Here is an 18832-nt window from a genome sequence, read left to right as displayed (position 1 = left end):
TTGCTGCTCGATGGATGAAAAAAGAAAGAAAGAAGCCGGAGCGAGGGCTCCGGCTGCGGGATGTGAGAAACGGAGCCTACGCCTCTACCTGATCATGCAGGGTTTCTTGTTGTCGAAAGTCCATCCCGGGATCAGGTACTGCATCGCCTGTGCATCGTTGCGCGCCCCAAGGCCGTGCTTCAGGTACAGCTGGTGCGCCTTTTCGACCGCATCCATGTCGAGTTCCACACCCAGGCCGCCGCGCGTGGGGACCTTCACGAAGCCGTCTTCGATCTTCAGCGGCGACTTCGTCAGGTGCTGGCCGTCCTGCCAGATCCAGTGCGTGTCGATGGCCGTCACCTTGCCCGGCGCGGCCGCCGCCACGTGCGTGAACATCGCGAGCGACACGTCGAAGTGGTTGTTGGAGTGCGAGCCCCAGGTCAGGCCCCAGGCCTGGCACAGCTGCGCCACGCGCACCGAGCCCTGAAGGGTCCAGAAATGCGGATCGGCCAGCGGGATGTCGACCGACTGCAGCGAAAGGCTGTGCACCATCTCGCGCCAGTCGGTGGCGACCATGTTGGTGGCGGTGGGCAGGCCGGTGGCGCGGCGGAACTCGGCCATCACCTCGCGGCCCGAGAACACGCCTTCGGCGCCGCACGGGTCTTCGGCATAGGCCATCACGCCGTGCAGGTCGCGGCACAGGCGGATCGCATCCTGCAGCAGCCAGCCGCCGTTGGGGTCGAGCGTGACGCGGGCCTTGGGAAAGCGCTCGTGCAGCGCGCGGATGGCTTCGACTTCTTCCTCGCCGCGCAGCACGCCGCCCTTGAGCTTGAAGTCGGTGAAGCCATAGCGTGCGTGCGTGGCCTCGGCCAGGCGCACGATGGCCTCGGGGGTCATGGCCTCCTCGTGGCGAAGACGGAACCAGTCATTGTCGGCGCCGGGGTCGCTCTCGTAGGGCAGGTCGGTCTTCCTGCGGTCGCCCACGTAGAAGAGGTAGCCGAGCATCTGCACCGCGTCGCGCTGCTGGCCTTCGCCCAGCAGGGCCGCCACGGGCACTTCGAGGAACTGGCCCAGCAGGTCGAGCAGCGCGGCTTCGACGGCCGTGACCGCGTGGATGGTCACGCGCAGGTCGAAGGTCTGCAGGCCGCGCCCGCCGCTGTCGCGCCCGGCGAAGGCGCTGCGCATGCTGTTGAGAATGGCGTTGTGCCGGCCGATGGGCTGGCCGACGATGAGGTCGCGCGCATCCTCCAGCGTCTGGCGGATCTTCTCGCCACCGGGCACTTCGCCCACGCCGGTGTGGCCGGCGCTGTCGGTCAGGATCAGCAGATTGCGCGTGAAGAACGGGCCGTGGGCGCCGCTCAGGTTCATCAGCATGCTGTCGTGGCCCGCGACGGGGACCACGCGCATGCCGGTGACGACGGGGGCGCCTGACGGCGACGAAGTGGAATCTGAAAGCGTCATCGTTGAATCAATCCAAAACCGAGCCGGTCTTTTCGGGGAACACCGAGGAACCGGCTTTGCCGGGCCTCAGGTGTTGCCCCCGGCGAGGGGGTAGGCGAAGCGACACGAAGTGCGCGAAGCCTGGGGGAGTGCCATTAATCCGCGGTGATGTGGCGGGCTTCGATCAATGTCTTCCATCGCGTCCATTCGCGCAACTGGAAGGCGGTGAATTCCTCGGGCGTGCTGGCGACGATCTCCAGGCCCTGGTCGAGCATGCGCTTCTTTGTCTCCGGGTCCTGCATCGCCGCGATGACCGCGTCGCTCAGCTTCTTCTTCACGGCCGGCGGCAGGCCCTTGGGCGCGGCCATGCCCTGCCATGAATAGACCTCGGCGCCCTTCACGCCGGCTTCGGCCAGCGTGGGCACGTCGGGCAGCACCGGCGAGCGCTTGTCGCCCGTGACGGCGATGGCGCGCAGCTTGCCGCCGCGGATGTGCGGCAGCACGGCATTGACGTTCTGGAACGAGAAGTCGACCTGGTTGCCCAGCAGGTCGTTGACCGCCGGCGCGCCGCCCTTGTAGGGAACGTGCACGCCTTCGGTCTTCGTCTGCTGCCAGAAGAGCTCGGCCGAAAGATGGTCGGACGAGCCGTTGCCCGAACTCGCGAACGAGACCTTGCCCGGCGTCTTGCGCAGCAGCGCCAGCACGTCGGCCACGGTGTGTTCGGGTCGCGCGGCGTTCGCGACGAGCACGTTGGGCGCCTGAACGGGCACGCTGATGTAGTCGAAGTCCTTGGTCGCGTCGTAGGGCACGCTCTTCTGCAGGTGCGGGGTGACGACGAAGGCGCCGAGAGAGGACACCAGCAGCGTGTAGCCGTCGGGCGCGGCGCGCTTGACCTGGCCGGTGCCGATGGTGCCGGTGGCGCCGGGCCGGTTGTCGACGACGAAGCTGCCGCCGAGCTTGGTCTGCAGTTGCAGCGCGATGGTGCGCGCGACCATGTCGGTGGAGCCGCCCGCCGGGAACGGCACGATGATGGTCACGGGCTTCTGCTGGGGCCATGCATCGGCTTGCGCCGAGGCAGGCAGCGGCAACAACGCGACCGAGGCGGCCGCGAGGGCGGCCCCGAGAAGGACTCTCTTCTTCATTCGGACTAGATCCTCACGGCCTGACGGGCCAGCAGCTTCCAGCTGCCACCCTGCTTCTGCCAGACGCCGAGGATCTTCAGCGCCACCTTGCCGGGCTTGCCCGAATCGTTGGTGTCGGCCGTGAGCGTGTGGCGCACGATGGCGGTGTTGCCGTCGACCACCTTCACGGTCTGGTCGGTGATGGCGATGGTCACGAAGTCGGACTTGCCGTCGAGCAGGTCGGCGATGAAGCTGGTCTTGGTGTCGACCTTGCCGCCGGAGTGGCCGTAGCTGAGGTCGTCGGCCACCAGCGCGCCGAGCGCGGGGCCGGTGGGGTCGATCATCGCGATGCGCAGGCGCTCGGCGGCGGCGGCCACCTCGGGCGCGGCCGACGCGGCATTGCCCGAGGGCATCACCGAGCAGGCCGAGAACAGGGCCGCCGAGGCGGCGACCAGGAAGAGCTTCTTGAGGAACATGGCGTCTTGTCTCCGCTGTTGTGATGAGGGTCGGTTCGTCCGCCGGGTGCCGGCTTACTGCGGACCGAGCGAGTCGATCAGCGCCTTGAGCTGCTCCATCTCGGCGGGCTTCAGGTCGGTGAGCGGTGCGCGCACGGGGCCGGCGTCGTGGCCGACGATCTTCGCGCCGGCCTTCACGATGCTCACCGCGTAGCCAGGCACGCGGTTGCGCAGCTCGAGGTACGGCATGAAGAAGTTCTTCAGCAGGCGGTGCTGGGTCGGCAGGTCGTCGGCGGCGACGGCCTTGTAGAAGTCCATGGCGGTCTTCGGAATGAAGTTGAAGACGGCCGACGAATACACCGGCGTGCCCATCGCCTTGTAGGCGGCGGCATAGACCTCCGCGGTGGGCAGGCCGCCCAGGTAGGCGAAGCGGTCGCCCATCTTCTGGTAGATGGCGACCATGGCCTCGATGTCGCCCACGCCGTCCTTGAAGCCGACGAGGTTGGGATTGCGCTCGGCCAGCGCGGCCAGCGTGTCGGGCTTCAGGCGGCTGGTGGCGCGGTTGTAGACGATCACGCCGAACTTCACGCTCCTGCACACGGCCTCGACGTGCGCGGCCAGGCCTTCCTGGCCGGCTTCGGTGAGGTAGTGCGGCAGCAGCAGGATGCCGTGCGCGCCGGCCTTCTCGGCGGCCTGGGCGCACTGGATGGCGAAGCGCGTGGGGCCGCCGGCGCCCGCGATGATCGGCACCACGCCGCGGCAGGTGTCGACCGCGGTCTGGATGATGCCGGGGTACTCGTCGCCGGTCAGCGAGAAGAACTCGCCCGTTCCGCCGGCCGCGAACAGCGCGCTCGCGCCGTAGGGAGCCAGCCATTCGAGGCGCTGCTGGTAGCCCTTCTTGTTGAAGTCGCCGTTGCTGTCGAAGTCGGTCAACGGGAACGAGAGCAGGCCGGAGCCCATGATGGTCTTGAGTTCTTGCGGGTTCATCGGGAAGAGTCCAGTGAAGATTTGGGAAAGGAAAAAGATGGATGAGGCCGGTCAGTCGAGCCTGACGTTCGCCTCTTTGATGACCTGGGCCCAGCGCGCGCGCTCCTTGGCGAAGAACTGGTCCTGCTCGGGCGCGGTCATGGTCACGACCTCGGCGCCCTGGCCCGCGAGGCGGGCGCGGATGTCGGCGGTGCGGATGATGCGCACCAGCTCACGGTTGAGCCGGTTGATGATCGCGTCGGGCACGCCGCGCGCGGCGACCATGCCCTGCCAGGTGCCCGACTCGTAGCCGGGAGCGCCCTGCTCCGCGATGGTCGGCACGCTGCCGATCAGCGGCATGCGCGTGGCCTTGGACACGGCGATCAGCTTGAGCTTGCCGGCCTGCACCTGCGGGTAGGTGGCGAGCATGCCGTTCATGAGCACCTGCGTCTGGCCCGAGACGGTGTCGAGCACGGCCTGCACGCCGCCCTTGTAGGGCACGTACTCCCACTTGGCGCCGATGCGGCGCTGCAGCTCGATGCCCGCGAGGTGCGCGGTGCTGCCGCTGGCGGTGACGGCGAAGTTGAGATCGCTTTTCTTCGAGAGCTCGACCAGCTCCTTCAGCGTGTTCGCCTGCACCGAAGGGTGCACCACCAGCAGGTGCGGCGAATAGGCCAGCATGGAAACGCTGCGCAGGTCCTTCGACGGATCGAAAGGCAGCTTGGGGTAGAGCGACGGGCTGATGGCCAGCGCACCCAGGTCGCACAGCATCAGCGTGTAGCCGTCGGCCGGCGCCTTGGCCAGCAGGTCGGCGCCGAGATTGCCGTTGGCGCCTGCCTTGTTGTCGATGACGACGGGCTGGCCCAGCGCCTCGGACAACGGCTGGCTGATGGCCCGCGCGATGATGTCGGACGAACCGCCCGGCGGGTACGGAACGATGATCCGGATCGGCTTCGAGGGCCAGTTGCCGGTGCCGCCCTGCGCGCCGGCCGCGGCCTGCGCGAAGGAGCGCGCCGGCAGGCTGGCGGCCAGGGTGGTTGCCAGTGCGGCGCCGAGTGCGCCGCGTCGGGAGATGGTCATGCTGCCTCCAGTTGTTCGATGGTCGTCATGGCCTTGCGCGCGACGAGCCGCACAAGTTATCAGTCATCGTACAACTAGAGAGATGACTTGTCCAGCATGGCGGACAAGAAAAATATCAGTGAGAGGAAGCGCCGTCGGTCGACGGCACGGCCGCATCGGCGGCACCTGCCGCGGATGCATCGGCTTTCGCCTTCTGCTGCGCCGCCTCCTGCGCCATGCGCAGCCGCTCGCGGCTGTTGGTCAGGTGGATGCGCATCGCGGCGCGCGCCGACTCGGGGTCGCGCCGCGCGATGGCCGCGTAGATCTCTTCGTGCTCGCGGTTGACGCGGCTCAGGTAAGGCGCCCCGCCCTCGTGCGTGCGGATGGCGCTGATGCGGGTGCGCGGAATGAGCGTGGTGCCCAGGTGCCGCATGATGTCCGCGAAGTACGGGTTGCCGGTCGACTCGGCGATCTGCAGGTGGAAGCGGAAGTCGGGCCCCACCGTGTCGCCCGCCGCCACCACGTTGCGCTCGAAGTCGTCGAGCGCCTGGCGCATGGCCACCAGCTGCTCGTCGGTGCGGCGGCTGGCGGCGAGGCCGGCCGATTCTGTCTCCAGGCTGATGCGCAGCTCCAGCACGGCCAGCACGTCCACCGACGCGGCGATCTCGCCCGGATCGAGGCGGAACACCCCGCCGGTGCGCGGCTGCAGCACGAAGGTGCCGACGCCGTGCAGCGTCTCGACCAGTCCCGCGGCCTGCAGCTTGGACAGCGCCTCGCGCACCACGGTGCGGCTCACGCCGTAGGCCTGCATGATGGCCGACTCGGTCGGCAGCTTGTCGCCCGGCCGCAGCGACTGGCTGCGTATCTTCTCGCCCAGGTCTTCCACCAGCCCGTGCGCGAGGCCGCGCGCGCGCTGGCGCGGACGCCCCACGAAGGAAGAAGCCGAAGAGCCCGCCTCCGCCGGAGCATCCGACACCAAGGGATTACCCGCAGTCGTCTGAACCATGGCCACGATGATAATCTCCAAACTAGTTGTACGACAACAGATAACTTATCACTCAACCCCCAAGCGTCGCGGGCTTGTCCGCCAGCGGCCTTCGGTTTCCACGGCACCGAAATGCAGCGCCTTTTCGACCTAGCGACCTCGACCTTGCTTCACCGGCATCGTACCGGTCGCTTCCGCGAAACCGCCGCGACGGCAGCCCCTCGGAAACCATGACTCCTGCATGCAAGGACGGCCAACCATGACAGACAACAACAAGATGAACCGCCTCCTGCTGACCGGCGCGGCCGGCGGCCTCGGCAAGGTGCTGCGCGAGCGGCTCAAGCCCTATGCGAACGTGCTGCGCCTGTCCGACATCGCCTCGCTGGCGCCGGCCACCGGCGCGAACGAGGAAACCGTGCCCTGCGATCTCTCGGACAAGGCCGCGGTGCATGCGCTGGTGGAAGGCTGCGACGCCATCGTCCACCTGGGCGGGGTGTCGGTGGAGCGGCCGTTCGAGGAAATCCTCGAAGCCAACATCAAGGGCGTGTTCCACATCTACGAGGCCGCGCGCCGCCATGGCGTGAAGCGCGTGGTGTTCGCGAGCTCGAACCACGTGATCGGCTTCTACAAGCAGAGCGAGCACATCGACGCCCATGCCGCACGCCGGCCAGACGGCTACTACGGCCTGTCGAAGTCCTTCGGCGAAGACGTGGCGCAGTTCTACTTCGACCGCTGGGGCATCGAGACGGTGAGCATCCGCATCGGCTCCTCCTTCCCCGAGCCGGCCAACCGCCGGATGATGAGCACCTGGCTGAGCTACCGCGACCTCACCACGCTGATCGAGAAGTCGCTCTTCACCCCCGGCGTGAAGCACACGGTGGTCTACGGCATGTCGAACAATCGCGACGTGTGGTGGGACAACAGCGCCGCCGCGCACCTGGGCTTCGTTGCGCAGGACAGCTCCAAAGTGTTCCGCGACAAGGTCGAGCAGCAGCCTCCGGTGGCACCGACCGACCCCAACGCCATCTACCAGGGCGGCGCCTTCACTGCACAGGGGCCATTCGGCGATTGAGGCGATGCAAGCTGAACTCGTCCTCGACGCTCGCAACGGCACCGGCGAGAGCCCGGTGTGGCATGCCGCGCAGCAGGCGCTGTACTGGGTCGATATTCCCGCGCGCACGCTGAACCGCTGGCATGCGGGCGAAGGCCACGCGCAGTGGAGGGCCGATGAAATGATCGCCTGCATCGCGCCGCGCGCCGACGCGCCCGGCGAGTGGATCGCCGGCATGGAAAGCGGCCTCTTCTCGCTGAAGCCGCAGGCCGACGGCACGCTGGCCTGCGCGCCGCTCGCCTCCGTCGACCACGCCGCGCCCGCCATGCGCTTCAACGACGGCCGCTGCGACCGCCAGGGCCGCTTCTGGGCCGGCACCATGCTGCTGGACATGGCGGCTGGCGCACGCGTCGGCCGCCTCTACAGCTACGCCAGCGGCAGCGCGAAGGCCGACCAGCGCCTCGACGACTTCATCGTGCCCAACGGCCTGGCCTTCAGCCCCGACGGCCGCACGATGTACCTCTCGGATTCGCACCCCACGGTGCAGGCCGTCTGGGCCTTCGACTACGACACCGCCACCGGCACGCCAGGCAACCGCCGCCTCTTCGTCGACATGAAGCCCCTGCCCGGCCGCCCCGACGGCGCCGCCATGGACACCGACGGCTGCTACTGGATCTGCGGCAACGACGCGGGCCTGGTGCACCGCTTCACGCCCGACGGCCGGCTCGACCGCTCGCTCGAAGTGCCGGTGAAGAAACCCGCCATGTGCGCCTTCGGCGGCGCGGGCCTCGACACCCTGTTCGTCACCTCGATCCGCCCCGGCGGCATCGACCTGTCGGACCAGCCGCTGGCCGGCGGCGTGTTCGCGCTGCGGCCCGGCGCGCAGGGCGTGCCCGAGCCGGCCTTCGGCAGCTGATTCCTTTTTTCAACAACCACCAAACCAAACCAGAGGACGAGACAAATGAAATTCGCCAAGAAGACCCTGATCGCAATTTCCGCGTGCGCCGCAGCCGCGCTGACCACCATGGCTGCACACGCCACCGAGTTCCGTTCGGCCGACATCCACCCCGACGACTACCCCACCGTGACCGCGGTGAAGTTCATGAGCGAGCGCCTGAAGGCGCTGTCGGGCGGCAAGCACAGCATCAAGGTGTTCAACAACAGTGCGCTCGGCAGCGAGAAGGACACGATCGAGCAGGCCAAGATCGGCGCGCTGCAGATGGTGCGCGTGAACATCGCGCCCATGAACAACATCTGCCCCGAGACGCAGGTGCCGACCATGCCCTTCCTGTTCCGCTCGGTCGACCACCTGCACAAGGTGCTCGACGGCCCGATCGGCGAAGAGATCCTGAAGTCGTGCGAGAAGCAGGGCTTCGTGGGCCTGGCCTACTACGACAGCGGCGCGCGCTCGATGTTCACCGCCAAGAAGCCGGTGCGCAGCTTCGCCGACATGAAGGGCCTGAAGGTGCGCGTGCAGCAGTCCGACCTGTGGGTGTCGATGCTCGAGGCCATGGGCGCCAACGCCACGCCCATGCCCATGGGCGAGGTCTACACGGGCCTGAAGACCGGCCTGATCGACGCCGCCGAGAACAACTACCCCACCTATGAAAGCGCGCGCGCCTTCGAAGTGGCCAAGTACTACAGCAAGACCGAGCACTCGATGGCGCCCGAGATGCTGCTGTTCTCCAAGCGCGTGTGGGACAAGCTCTCCGCCGAGGAGCAGGGCTGGATCCGCCAGGCCGCCAAGGAGTCGGTGCCCTACATGCGCAAGCAGTGGGAAGAGCGCGAAGTGAAGTCGCTGGCCACGGTGAAGGCTGGCGGCGCCGAGATCATCGAGGTCGACAAGGCCCCGTTCCAGGCGGCGATGAAGCCGGTGTACGACAAGTTCATCACCGACGCGAAGCTCAAGGACCTCGTGAAGCGCGTGCAAGAGACGAAGTAAGCGAACCGCCCTGCTGAACCAACTCCTTCCCCCTCTGGGGGAAGGCCGGGATGGGGGCACGACGGCGCTGGCATAGGGACGCCGCTAGCCCCCACCCCTGCCCTCCCCCAGAGGGGGAGGGAGAAAACAGAGAAAAACCTTCATGTACACCAAACTCTGCCGCACGCTCGCCCGTGCCTGCATGTGGTTGGGCATCCTCGGTCTCGTGGCGGTCATCTGCGCCGTGAGCTGGCAGGTGTTCGGCCGCTACGTGCTCAACAACACCCCCACCTGGGCCGAAAGCCTCGCGCTGCTGCTGGTGCTCTACGTCACCATGCTCGGCGTGGCCGTGGGCGTGCGCGACGCGGGCCACATCGGGCTCGAATCCTTCCTCGTGCTCGCGCCCGACTGGCTGCGGCTGAAGATGGAATACCTCATCCACGCGCTGATCCTGCTGTTCGGCCTGGCCATGGCCTGGAACTGCGCCGAGCTGGCCGGTTCGGTTTGGGAATACCGGCTGCCCACGCTGTGGATCTCCGAGGGCTGGAAGTACGTGCCGGCCTCGGTCGCGGGCGTGCTGATCGTCCTCTTCTCCATCGAACACATCATCGCCCTGGCCCAAGGCCGCGAAGTGGAACCCGCCTGGGGATAACGAATGCACACCCCCAGGCTTCGCGCGCTTCGTGTCGCTTCTCCAACCCCCTTGCAGGGGGCAATGCCTGCGGCCCGGCAAAGCCGGTTCCGCGGCATTCCCCGAACAGTCCATAGCGCCCCCACCACCGGCGAGGCGGCCAGATCATGACCATTCCCCTTTTGATTCTCTGCCTCTCGTTCACGCTCTTCCTCCTGCTGGGCGTGCCGGTGGCTTTCTCCATCGGCCTGTCGGCCCTGGCCACGCTGCTGTATGAAGGCCTGCCGCTGGCGGTCGGCTTCCAGCAGATGACCTCGGGCATGGGCATCTTCTCGTTCCTCGCCATCCCGTTCTTCATCTTCGCCGGCGAGCTGATGCTCTACGGCGGCATCGCGGACCGCATCGTCAACCTGGCGCGCGACCTCGTGGGCCACGTGCGCGGCGGCCTCGGCATGTCGAACGTGGTGGCCTGCACGCTGTTCGGCGGCGTCTCGGGCTCGCCCGTGGCGGACGTCTCGGCCATGGGCGCCGTGATGATCCCGATGATGAAGAAGGAGGGCTATCACGCCGACTACGCGGTCAACGTGACGACCCACGCGGCACTGGTCGGCGCGCTGATGCCGACCAGCCACAACCTCATCATCTATTCGCTGGCCGCGGGCGGAAAGGTGTCGATCGCGGCGCTGATCCTCGCGGCGCTGCTGCCGGCGGCGGTGCTCACCGTCAGCAACCTGGCGGCCGCCTACCTGGTGGCGGTCAAGCGCGGCTACCCCGCCGGCACCTTCCCGGGCTGGGCCATCGTGGCGCGCTCGTTCGCGGCGGCGCTGCCGGGCCTGTTCGTGGTGCTGCTGATCCTGGGCGGCATCCTGTCGGGCATCTTCACGGCCACCGAGTCGGCGGCGGTGGCGGTGCTCTACGCGCTGGCCCTCACGATCTTCGTGTACCGCACGCTGAAGTGGGAGCACTTCGTCAAGGCGGCCTCGAAGGCTGTGCGCACCACCGGCGTGATCCTGCTGCTGATCGGCATCTCCAGCACCTTCGGCTACCTCATCAGCCTGTACGGCGTGGCCGAGCTCACGGGACAGATGCTGTCGCAGGTCACGAGCACGCCGTGGGTGATCTTCCTGCTGATCAACATCATCCTGTTCGTGCTGGGCACCTTCCTGGACATGGCCGCCACCATCCTGCTATGCACGCCGATCTTCCTGCCCATCGCGCAGCAGTACGGCATGACCTCCGTGCAGTTCGGCATCGTGATGCTCATCAACTGCGCGCTGGGCCTGAACACGCCGCCCGTGGGCACGACCCAGTTCGTCGGCTGCGCGATCGGCGGGGTGTCGGTGGGAACGGTGATGCGCACCATCTGGCCGTTCTACGGGGCGCTGATCTTCGCGCTCGGCGTGGTCACCTTCGTGCCGGCCTTCTCGACCTGGCTCCCGAGTATGTTCATGGTCGTGAAGTAAGCAAAGCAAGGAACCCGCGATGACCGAGACCACCCGCCCTCCGCTCTACATCCGCATCCACGCGGCCGACAACGTGGCCATCGTCGCCAACGACGGCGGGCTGAAGGCCGGCGCGGAGTTCGCCGACGGCCTGCGGCTGGTGGACAACGTGCCCCAGGGCCACAAGGTCGCGCTGGTCGACCTCGCCGAAGGCGATGCCATCCGCCGCTACGACGTGGTGATCGGCTACGCACAGAAGGCGCTGCCGCGCGGCAGCTGGGTGCACGAGCGCGTGATGCGGATGCCGACCGCGCCCGAGCTCGACGGCCTTCCCATCGCGACGGTCAAGCCCCCTGCCCTGCCGCCGCTGGAGGGCTACACCTTCGAGGGCTACCGCAACGCCGACGGCTCGGTGGGCACGCGCAACATACTGGCCATCACGCAGACGGTGCAGTGCGTGGCCGGCGTCACCGAGTTCGCGGTGCAGCGCATCAAGGCCGAGCTGCTGCCGAAGTACCCCAACGTCGACGACGTGGTGGCGCTGGAGCACACCTACGGCTGCGGTGTGGCCATCGACGCACCCGACGCCGTCGTGCCCATCCGCACGCTGCGCAACATCAGCCTCAACCCGAACTTCGGCGGCGAGGTGATGGTGGTGAGCCTGGGCTGCGAGAAGCTGCAGCCCGAGCGGCTGCTGCCGCCGGGCAGCATTCCCATCGCCGACCAGCGTGCCGGCACCACACCCGATACCGCGCTCGACGTGGTCTGCCTGCAGGACGACGCGCACGTCGGCTTCATGTCGATGATCGATTCGGTCATGCGCCAGGCCGAGGAGCACCTCGCCCGGCTCAACGCGCGCAAACGCGAGACCGTGCCCGCCAGCGAACTGGTGGTGGGCGTGCAGTGCGGCGGCAGCGATGCCTTCTCGGGCGTCACCGCCAACCCGGCGGTGGGCTTCTGCACCGACCTGCTGGTGCGCGCGGGCGCCACTGTGATGTTCTCCGAGACCACCGAGGTGCGCGACGGCATCGACCAGCTCACCTCGCGCGCGTCCACGCCCGAGGTGGCCGAAGCCATGATCCGCGAGATGGCCTGGTACGACGCCTACCTGAAGAAGGGCCTGGTCGACCGCAGCGCCAACACCACGCCCGGCAACAAGAAGGGCGGGCTCTCCAACATCGTCGAGAAGGCGATGGGCTCCATCGTCAAGTCGGGCTCGGCGCCCATCACCGGCGTGCTCGCGCCCGGCGAGAAGGCGAAGCAGAAGGGCCTGATCTACACCGCCACGCCCGCCAGCGACTTCATCTGCGGCACGCTGCAGCTGGCCGCCGGCATCAACCTGCACGTGTTCACCACCGGCCGCGGCACGCCCTACGGACTGGCCGAGGTGCCGGTGATCAAGGTCGCCACGCGCAGCGACCTCGCGCGCCGCTGGCACGACCTGATGGACGTGAACGCGGGCCGCATCGCCGACGGCGAAGCCACCATCGAGGACATCGGCTGGGAAATGTTCCGCCTGATGCTCGACGTGGCCAGCGGACGGAAGAAGACCTGGGCCGAGCACTGGAAGCTGCACAACGCGCTGGTGCTTTTCAACCCCGCGCCCGTGACCTGAGCAAGGCGCTGCGCGACGCGCGGGTTCACGTCTTTCTGATTTCCTTTCTAAGACCTGTCTCTTCATCAACGGAGCCCCTCATGGAAGACCTCAAGGACAAGACAGCCCTCGTCACCGGCGCCAGCACCGGCATCGGCGCGGCGGTGGCCATCGCCTTCGCCGCGCGCGGCATGCGCGTGGCGGTGCACTACAACAGCTCCGCCGACGCGGCGAACAAGGTGGTCGACACCATCCGCGCGGCCGGCGGCACCGCCTTCGCACTGAAGGCCGACGTGCGCGACACGGGCGCGATCCGCGAGTGCGTGAAGCAGGCCTCGGCACAGTTCGGCGGCCGCATCGACGTGCTGGTGAACAACGCGGGCAGCCTGGTCAAACGCGTGCCCATCGCCGAGTTCGACGATGCACTCTTCGACGAAGTGCTGCACATCAACGCGCGCTCGGTGCTCGCTTTCTGCCGCGAGGTGGTTCCGCTGATGCGCAAGAGCGGCGGCGGCAACATCATCAACGTGACCTCTGTCGCGGCACGCACCGGCGGCGGGCCTTCGGCCTATCTGTACGCGGGCTCGAAGGGCTTCGTGAGCACGGCGACGCACGGGCTGGCGAAGGAGCTGGTGGGCGACCGCATCCGCGTGAACGCGGTGGCGCCGGGCGTCATCCAGACGCCCTTCCAGGACCGCTTCTCCACCCCCGCGATGCTGGAGAACTTCCGCGCCGGCATTCCGATGGGCCGCATCGGCACGCCGGATGAATGCGTGGGCGCATTCCTCTATCTCGCATCGGAACAACTCTCGGGCTACGTCACCGGGCAGGTGATCGAGGTGAACGGCGGGCAGTACATGCCCTGACGCGCACCCACGCTTTTCAACACTTCAACGCTCAACCACAACAACGGAGACAAGGATCATGAAACACAAGCAGTTCATTCGCGGCATCGCCGCCCTCTCGGCCACGGCAGCCCTCTCGCTCGGGCTGGCGGCACCGGCCGCCGCACAGGCCGACTTTCCGAACCGCACCATCGAACTGCTCGTGCCCTACCAGCCCGGCGGCGGTACCGACGGCCTGGCGCGTGCATTCTCGGAAGCGAGCCGCAAGCACATCTCGCAGAGCATCGTGATCGTCAACCGTCCCGGCGCGGGGGGCGCCATCGGCTGGACCGAGGTGATCAATTCCAAGCCCGACGGCTACAAGCTCGCCGTGCTCACGGTCGAGCTGCTGACGCTGCCGCACCTGGGGCTGGCCAAGTTCAACTACGACGACTTCCAGCCGATCGCTCAGCTCAACGCCGATCCGGCCGCGATCACGGTGAAGGCCGACGCGCCGTGGAACACCATCGAGGAGTTCCTGGCCGCCGCGAAGAAATCGCCGGAGAGCGTGCGCGTGGGCAACTCGGGCAACGGCTCGATCTGGCACCTTGCCGCCGCCGCGCTGGAAGACAAGACCGGCGCCAAGTTCGGCCACATCCCGTTCCAGGGCGCGGCACCCGCGGTGCTGGCGCTGCTGGGCGGCCACATCGAGGCCGTGGCGGTGAGCCCGGCCGAGGTGACGACGCATGTGCAGGGCGGCAAGCTCAAGGTGCTGATGGTGATGGCCGACAAGCGCGTGAAGGGCTTCGAGAAGGTGCCCACAGCCAAGGAGCGCGGCATCGACCTGTCGATCGGCACCTGGCGCGGCCTGGGCGCGCCGAAGAACACGCCGCCCGAAGTGATGGCGAAGCTGCGCGAGATCACCGCGAAGACCGCCGCCGAACCGCTGATGCACGAGGTGATGGACAAGCAGAACCTGGGCTATGTCTACACCGACGGCGCGGTGTTCAAGGAAACGCTGGCGAAGGACAACGTGTACTTCAAGCAGCTCATCACCAAACTCAACATCAAGCCCTGAGCCCCGGCCATGAAGAAGACGACCATCGCATCGCTGCTGTGGCTGGCCGCGGCGGTACCCGCATCGGCCGCCACCTGGGTCTACGTATCGAACGCCGACAGCCAGGAAATCTCGGTGCTCGAGCTCGACAGGAGCCAGGGCGCGCTCAAGCCGGTGCAGACGCTGAACGTGGGCGGCACGGTGATGCCGATGGTGGTGAGCCGCGACAAGCGCGTGCTGTACGCCGCGCTGCGCTCGCAGCCGTTTCGCGTGACCGCGCTGTCGATCGACGGCGCCAGCGGCAGGCTGCGGAAGCTGGGCGAGGCGCCACTGGCCGACAGCATGGCCAACATCGACCTCGACGCGAGCGGCAAGTGGCTGTTCGCGGCCTCCTATCAGGGCGGCAAGATCACGGTCAACGCCGTGGGCAAGGACGGCGCGGTGGGGCCGATCAACCAGCTGATCCAGACGGCGCCCAACGCGCACGCCATCCACGCCGACGCGAGCAACCGCTTCGTGCTCGCCACCAGCCTGGGCGGCGACAACGTGTCGAGCTGGCGCTTCGACGCCGAGAAAGGCCTGCTCTCGCCCAACGACCCTCCGCTGACCACCACCGCCGCGAAGTCGGGCCCGCGCCACTTCGTGTGGGACAAGGCGCAGCGTCACGTCTACCTGCTGGACGAGCTCGACGCCGCGCTGCACGTGTTCGCATGGGACGCCGCGCGCGGCACGCTCAGGCTCGAACAGAGCACCACCACCCTGCCCGCCGGTTTCACCGGCAAGCCCTGGGCCGCCGACCTGCACCTGACGCCGGACGGGCGCTTCCTCTACGCGTCGGAGCGCACCTCGAGCACGCTCTCGGCATTCAAGGTCGACGCCGCTACGGGGCAGCTGCAGCCGCTGGGCCAGACGCCGACCGAGAAGGGGCCGCGCGGCTTCGCCATCGATTCCACCGGCCGCTACCTGATCGCGGCGGGACAGGAATCGAACGGCATCTCCCTCTACGCCATCGACGCCGACACCGGCGCGCTGGGCACGCCCCAGCACCTGGAGGTGGGCAAGAACCCGAACTGGATCGAGATCGTCGACCTGCCCTGAAGGGCAGCCGGCGCCAACTGACAACCCAAGGAGACTTCGCATGCAACGCCGCACACTCATCCGCACCGCCCTCGCCTCTTCGGTCGCCGCCGCGCTTCCGGCGGCATTCGCCCAGGGCAGCAGCAACTGGCCCACGGGCAAGCCGATCACCTACCTCGTGCCCTTTCCGGCGGGCGGCACCACCGACGTGCTGGGCCGGCTGATAGGACAGAAGCTGGGCCCCGCGCTGGGCACCACGGTCATCATCGACAACAAGGGCGGCGCCGGCGGCAGCGTTGGCTCGGAGATCGGCTCGCGTGCCGCGCCCGACGGATTCACGCTGGTGGGCGGCACGATCAGCTCGCACGCGATCAACGTGAGCCTGTACCCCAAGCTCGGCTACGACCCGCAGAAGTCGTTCGCGCCGGTGACGCTGATCGGCACCAACCCGGTGGTGCTGGTGGTGAACCAGGCGAGCCCCTACAAGACGCTGAAGGACGTGATCGCCGCGAGCAAGGGCAAGGCGGGCGGGCTCTCGTCGGCCTCGGCCGGCACGGGCACCTCGCAGCACCTGGCGCTGGAACTGCTGGCCTACAAGTCGGGCGTGAAGTTCACGCACATCCCGTACAAGGGCAGCGGCCCGGCGATCCAGGACGTGATCGGCGGGCAGGTCGACATGATGTTCGACACCACGGTGGTGGCCGGCCCGCACATCCAGAGCGGCAAGCTGCGCGCGATCGCGGTCACCTCGTCGAAGCGGCTGGCCTCGATGCCCGACGTGCCGACGGTGGCCGAGTCGGGCGTGCCGGGCCTGCAGGACTTCGAGGTGGTGTCGTGGCAGGCGATCTTCGTGCCCGCGCACACGCCCGCGCCGGTGGTCGACCGGCTGCACACCGAGATCCGCAAGATCCTCGCGACGCCGGAGATGCAGGACAAGCTCAAGGGCTTCGGCATGGAGCCGGCCGACCTGAGCACGGTGCAGATCGCGGCCTTCCAGAAGGCCGAGGTGGAGAAGTGGGCGCAGGTGATCAAGGCGGCGGGGATCAAGCCCGACTGATCCGGCGCGATCGGCGGGGTTGGCCGGAAGAACCAAGGGAAGCTTCCTACGTCCCGGGAGAAAAGCCCTTTATAGAATGCCCCTCCGATCCGCTTTCCAGATCATTCCCACGTGTCCGACCGCTCCGCCGTACTGCCCCAATACCTGTTTCCCAAGCAGGCCCTGACCAATTTCGCCGGCTGGGTCGCGGGCAAGGAACGGGGCGCCGTGACGACGTGGATCATCCGGCGCTTCGTGGCCAAGTACGGCGTGGACATGGGCGAGGCGCTCGAGTCGGACATCAGCCACTACAAGAGCTTCAACCAGTTCTTCACGCGCGAACTCAAGCCCGGCGCCCGGCCCATCGCCCAGGCCGACCTGATCTGCCCCGTGGACGGCGCGATCAGCCAGTTCGGCGCGATCGAAGGCGACCAGATCTTCCAGGCCAAGGGCCACAACTACACGACCACCGCACTGGTGGGCGGCGACGCCACCCTGGCCGCGAAGTTCGCGCACGGCAGCTTCGCCACGCTCTACCTGAGCCCGAAGGACTACCACCGCATCCACATGCCCTGCGACGGGCGGCTGGTGCGCATGATCCACGTGCCGGGCGACCTGTTCTCGGTGAACCCGACGACGGCGCGCGGCGTGCCCGGCCTCTTCGCGCGCAACGAGCGCGTGGTGTGCGTCTTCGAATCGGCGCGCGGGCCCTTCGTGCTGGTGCTGGTGGGCGCCACCATCGTCGGCAGCATGGCCACCGTGTGGCATGGGGTGGTCAATCCGCCGCGCGTGGGCGAACTGCGCGAGTGGCACTACACCGACCAGCAGATCGACATCCGCAAGGGCGACGAGATGGGCCGGTTCTTGCTGGGCTCCACCGTCGTCATGCTCTTCCCGGCGCCCGCGCTGGCTTTCAACCCGCAGTGGTCGCCCGGCCGCGCGATCCGGTTGGGCGAAGCCATGGCCGGATACACCAATTTGTGAGGCTTTGTCTCACAAGCCGCATCCAGCTTGCCTTGACAGCTACAAAACTAGTAGCATCCTCATCGATTGCGCTATAGTCGCCGCCCAACGAGACGGTTCATAACCAACCACAAGAACGCGAGGCATCGCCCTGCCCCCGCAGGTCGACGGCCCGCCCAGCTTCGAGGAGATGATGTCGATGAGTACCAAGGAAAACGCAGCCATCAGCCAGCTGCTCGCCCTGCTCGAAGCCCGTTATGCGCTGCGCGTGCTCTGGGCCCTGCGCGACGGCCATGCGCAGACCTTCCGCCTGCTGCAGGACAGCGTCGGCGGCATCACCCCCAACACGCTCAACACCCGCATCAAGGAACTGCGCGAGGCCGGCCTCGTGGGCCATGGCAGCGACGGCTACAGCCTCACGCTCAGCGGGCAGGACCTGCTCAAGCGCCTGTCCGACCTGCAGGCCTTCGCCGGCAAATGGCAGCTCGGCCAGCAGAAGAAGGCTGCGGCGACTGCGCCTGCTGCGCCGGCCGCAACCGCCTCCGCCGCTCCCGCCATGGCTCCCGTTGCGCCCCCGGCAGCGCCCTCCCCCGAACCTCCTCCGGCGCCTGCGCCTACACCCGCGCCGTCCGGCGACGACAGTAGCCACGGCTGACGGACGGCGGGGCCGCCCGCCGGGCCTCGGTAAACTCCGCGCCTTCGATCCACGGATCTCACATCGACGCAAGGAGCGTTTCCCATGCCCACCACTCCCTCCGGCCTGCAATACGAAGACACCGAAGTCGGCACCGGCGCCGAAGCCAAGGCCGGCCAGCACGTGCACGTGCACTACACCGGCTGGCTCTACAACGACGGCGTGCAAGGCGCCAAGTTCGACTCCAGCCGCGACCGCAACGATCCCTTCGCGTTCTCGCTGGGCGCGGGCCAGGTCATCAAGGGCTGGGACGAAGGCGTGGCCGGCATGAAGATCGGCGGCAAGCGCACGCTGATCATTCCCGCATCGCTGGGCTATGGCGCTCGCGGCGCGGGCGGCGTGATCCCCCCCAATGCCACCCTGAAGTTCGACGTCGAACTGCTCGACGCCCACTGAGCCTCCCAGCTGACGGCTCCAAGGCCCGGTTTCGGGCCTTTTTCGTGTCTCGGAGGTCGTTTCGACCCCATTTTTTCGCTTGAAATGCCTTCGGCCAGCCCCATGTGGCTGGCTATCGTTTGTTTTCCGGCACGTGCCGGT

The 18832-nt window shown here is 67.7% G+C and carries 19 protein-coding genes; 13 read left to right on the top strand and 6 right to left on the bottom strand.

Features of this window, described 5'->3' with window-relative positions; translation table 11 throughout:
• Window positions 1–84: 84 nt before the first annotated feature.
• The 6 genes from gudD to EJP67_RS27375 form a co-directional block, all read right to left on the bottom strand.
• Complete coding sequence (gene gudD, locus EJP67_RS27405) at window positions 85–1440, bottom strand: glucarate dehydratase (RefSeq protein ID WP_126024894.1); 1356 nt, start codon at window positions 1438–1440, stop codon at window positions 85–87.
• Window positions 1441–1574: 134 nt separating this feature from the next.
• Entirely contained in the window at window positions 1575–2561 is a 987-nt protein-coding gene (locus EJP67_RS27395) for a Bug family tripartite tricarboxylate transporter substrate binding protein (RefSeq protein WP_126024893.1), read from the bottom strand.
• Window positions 2562–2566: 5 nt separating this feature from the next.
• Window positions 2567–3016 (bottom strand): nuclear transport factor 2 family protein, encoded by a 450-nt coding sequence (locus EJP67_RS27390; RefSeq protein ID WP_126024892.1) that lies wholly within the window; start codon window positions 3014–3016, stop codon window positions 2567–2569.
• Window positions 3017–3070: 54 nt separating this feature from the next.
• Window positions 3071–3982, bottom strand: a complete 912-nt coding sequence (gene kdgD, locus EJP67_RS27385) for a 5-dehydro-4-deoxyglucarate dehydratase (protein WP_126024891.1) — start codon at window positions 3980–3982, stop codon at window positions 3071–3073.
• 51 nt (window positions 3983–4033) lie between these two features.
• Window positions 4034–5041: a Bug family tripartite tricarboxylate transporter substrate binding protein gene (locus EJP67_RS27380; protein WP_126024890.1), complete on the bottom strand. Its 1008-nt coding sequence runs from the start codon at window positions 5039–5041 to the stop codon at window positions 4034–4036.
• Window positions 5042–5156: 115 nt separating this feature from the next.
• Entirely contained in the window at window positions 5157–6026 is an 870-nt protein-coding gene (locus tag EJP67_RS27375) for a FadR/GntR family transcriptional regulator (protein WP_126024889.1), read from the bottom strand.
• Between the two features lie 238 nt (window positions 6027–6264).
• Between EJP67_RS27375 and EJP67_RS27370 the strand changes: the two genes are divergently transcribed.
• The 13 genes from EJP67_RS27370 (at window position 6265) to EJP67_RS27305 (ending at window position 18691) form a co-directional block, all read left to right on the top strand.
• Complete coding sequence (locus tag EJP67_RS27370; RefSeq protein ID WP_126024888.1) at window positions 6265–7077, top strand: NAD-dependent epimerase/dehydratase family protein; 813 nt, start codon at window positions 6265–6267, stop codon at window positions 7075–7077.
• Between the two features lie 4 nt (window positions 7078–7081).
• Entirely contained in the window at window positions 7082–7972 is an 891-nt protein-coding gene (locus tag EJP67_RS27365; RefSeq protein WP_126024887.1) for an SMP-30/gluconolactonase/LRE family protein, read from the top strand.
• A gap of 45 nt (window positions 7973–8017) precedes the next feature.
• Entirely contained in the window at window positions 8018–8998 is a 981-nt protein-coding gene (locus EJP67_RS27360) for a TRAP transporter substrate-binding protein (protein ID WP_126024886.1), read from the top strand.
• 142 nt (window positions 8999–9140) lie between these two features.
• Window positions 9141–9629 carry a TRAP transporter small permease gene (locus EJP67_RS27355; RefSeq protein ID WP_126024885.1) on the top strand — a complete coding sequence of 163 codons (489 nt, stop codon included), beginning with the start codon at window positions 9141–9143 and terminating at the stop codon, window positions 9627–9629.
• A gap of 146 nt (window positions 9630–9775) precedes the next feature.
• The gene (locus EJP67_RS27345; protein ID WP_126024884.1) at window positions 9776–11071 is read left to right on the top strand and encodes a TRAP transporter large permease; all 1296 of its coding nucleotides are present in this window, start codon (window positions 9776–9778) and stop codon (window positions 11069–11071) included.
• A gap of 19 nt (window positions 11072–11090) precedes the next feature.
• Window positions 11091–12665 (top strand): galactarate dehydratase, encoded by a 1575-nt coding sequence (gene garD, locus EJP67_RS27340; RefSeq protein ID WP_126024883.1) that lies wholly within the window; start codon window positions 11091–11093, stop codon window positions 12663–12665.
• Window positions 12666–12745: 80 nt separating this feature from the next.
• A complete protein-coding gene (locus EJP67_RS27335; protein WP_126024882.1) occupies window positions 12746–13510 on the top strand; it encodes an SDR family NAD(P)-dependent oxidoreductase in 765 nt (254 codons plus the stop codon).
• A 58-nt stretch (window positions 13511–13568) separates the two neighbouring features.
• A complete protein-coding gene (locus EJP67_RS27330) occupies window positions 13569–14546 on the top strand; it encodes a tripartite tricarboxylate transporter substrate binding protein (protein WP_126024881.1) in 978 nt (325 codons plus the stop codon).
• A gap of 9 nt (window positions 14547–14555) precedes the next feature.
• On the top strand, window positions 14556–15623 hold the full coding sequence (locus tag EJP67_RS27325) for a lactonase family protein (RefSeq protein WP_126024880.1): 1068 nt from the start codon (window positions 14556–14558) through the stop codon (window positions 15621–15623).
• A 40-nt stretch (window positions 15624–15663) separates the two neighbouring features.
• Window positions 15664–16659, top strand: a complete 996-nt coding sequence (locus tag EJP67_RS27320) for a Bug family tripartite tricarboxylate transporter substrate binding protein (protein WP_126024879.1) — start codon at window positions 15664–15666, stop codon at window positions 16657–16659.
• 111 nt (window positions 16660–16770) lie between these two features.
• A complete protein-coding gene (gene asd / locus EJP67_RS27315) occupies window positions 16771–17622 on the top strand; it encodes an archaetidylserine decarboxylase (protein ID WP_126024878.1) in 852 nt (283 codons plus the stop codon).
• Window positions 17623–17800: 178 nt separating this feature from the next.
• Window positions 17801–18256 carry a winged helix-turn-helix transcriptional regulator gene (locus tag EJP67_RS27310; RefSeq protein ID WP_126024877.1) on the top strand — a complete coding sequence of 152 codons (456 nt, stop codon included), beginning with the start codon at window positions 17801–17803 and terminating at the stop codon, window positions 18254–18256.
• An 84-nt stretch (window positions 18257–18340) separates the two neighbouring features.
• On the top strand, window positions 18341–18691 hold the full coding sequence (locus EJP67_RS27305) for an FKBP-type peptidyl-prolyl cis-trans isomerase (protein ID WP_013540334.1): 351 nt from the start codon (window positions 18341–18343) through the stop codon (window positions 18689–18691).
• Window positions 18692–18832: the final 141 nt, after the last annotated feature.

It is taken from the genome of Variovorax guangxiensis, assembly GCF_003952165.1.
GTDB classification, from domain to species: domain Bacteria; phylum Pseudomonadota; class Gammaproteobacteria; order Burkholderiales; family Burkholderiaceae_C; genus Variovorax; species Variovorax guangxiensis.
This window is presented reverse-complemented; position numbering and strand designations above follow the sequence as displayed.

Coding starts and splice junctions, on each gene's coding strand:
- kdgD (WP_126024891.1), bottom strand. CDS start 3,982: ATGAACCCGCAAGAACTCAAGACCATCATGGGCTCCGGCCTGCTCTCG.
- EJP67_RS27375 (WP_126024889.1), bottom strand. CDS start 6,026: ATGGTTCAGACGACTGCGGGTAATCCCTTGGTGTCGGATGCTCCGGCG.
- EJP67_RS27365 (WP_126024887.1), top strand. CDS start 7,082: ATGCAAGCTGAACTCGTCCTCGACGCTCGCAACGGCACCGGCGAGAGC.
- EJP67_RS27395 (WP_126024893.1), bottom strand. CDS start 2,561: ATGAAGAAGAGAGTCCTTCTCGGGGCCGCCCTCGCGGCCGCCTCGGTC.
- gudD (WP_126024894.1), bottom strand. CDS start 1,440: ATGACGCTTTCAGATTCCACTTCGTCGCCGTCAGGCGCCCCCGTCGTC.
- EJP67_RS27345 (WP_126024884.1), top strand. CDS start 9,776: ATGACCATTCCCCTTTTGATTCTCTGCCTCTCGTTCACGCTCTTCCTC.
- garD (WP_126024883.1), top strand. CDS start 11,091: ATGACCGAGACCACCCGCCCTCCGCTCTACATCCGCATCCACGCGGCC.
- EJP67_RS27380 (WP_126024890.1), bottom strand. CDS start 5,041: ATGACCATCTCCCGACGCGGCGCACTCGGCGCCGCACTGGCAACCACC.
- EJP67_RS27310 (WP_126024877.1), top strand. CDS start 17,801: ATGAGTACCAAGGAAAACGCAGCCATCAGCCAGCTGCTCGCCCTGCTC.
- EJP67_RS27325 (WP_126024880.1), top strand. CDS start 14,556: ATGAAGAAGACGACCATCGCATCGCTGCTGTGGCTGGCCGCGGCGGTA.
- EJP67_RS27370 (WP_126024888.1), top strand. CDS start 6,265: ATGACAGACAACAACAAGATGAACCGCCTCCTGCTGACCGGCGCGGCC.
- EJP67_RS27390 (WP_126024892.1), bottom strand. CDS start 3,016: ATGTTCCTCAAGAAGCTCTTCCTGGTCGCCGCCTCGGCGGCCCTGTTC.
- EJP67_RS27305 (WP_013540334.1), top strand. CDS start 18,341: ATGCCCACCACTCCCTCCGGCCTGCAATACGAAGACACCGAAGTCGGC.
- EJP67_RS27360 (WP_126024886.1), top strand. CDS start 8,018: ATGAAATTCGCCAAGAAGACCCTGATCGCAATTTCCGCGTGCGCCGCA.
- EJP67_RS27335 (WP_126024882.1), top strand. CDS start 12,746: ATGGAAGACCTCAAGGACAAGACAGCCCTCGTCACCGGCGCCAGCACC.
- EJP67_RS27355 (WP_126024885.1), top strand. CDS start 9,141: ATGTACACCAAACTCTGCCGCACGCTCGCCCGTGCCTGCATGTGGTTG.
- EJP67_RS27320 (WP_126024879.1), top strand. CDS start 15,664: ATGCAACGCCGCACACTCATCCGCACCGCCCTCGCCTCTTCGGTCGCC.
- EJP67_RS27330 (WP_126024881.1), top strand. CDS start 13,569: ATGAAACACAAGCAGTTCATTCGCGGCATCGCCGCCCTCTCGGCCACG.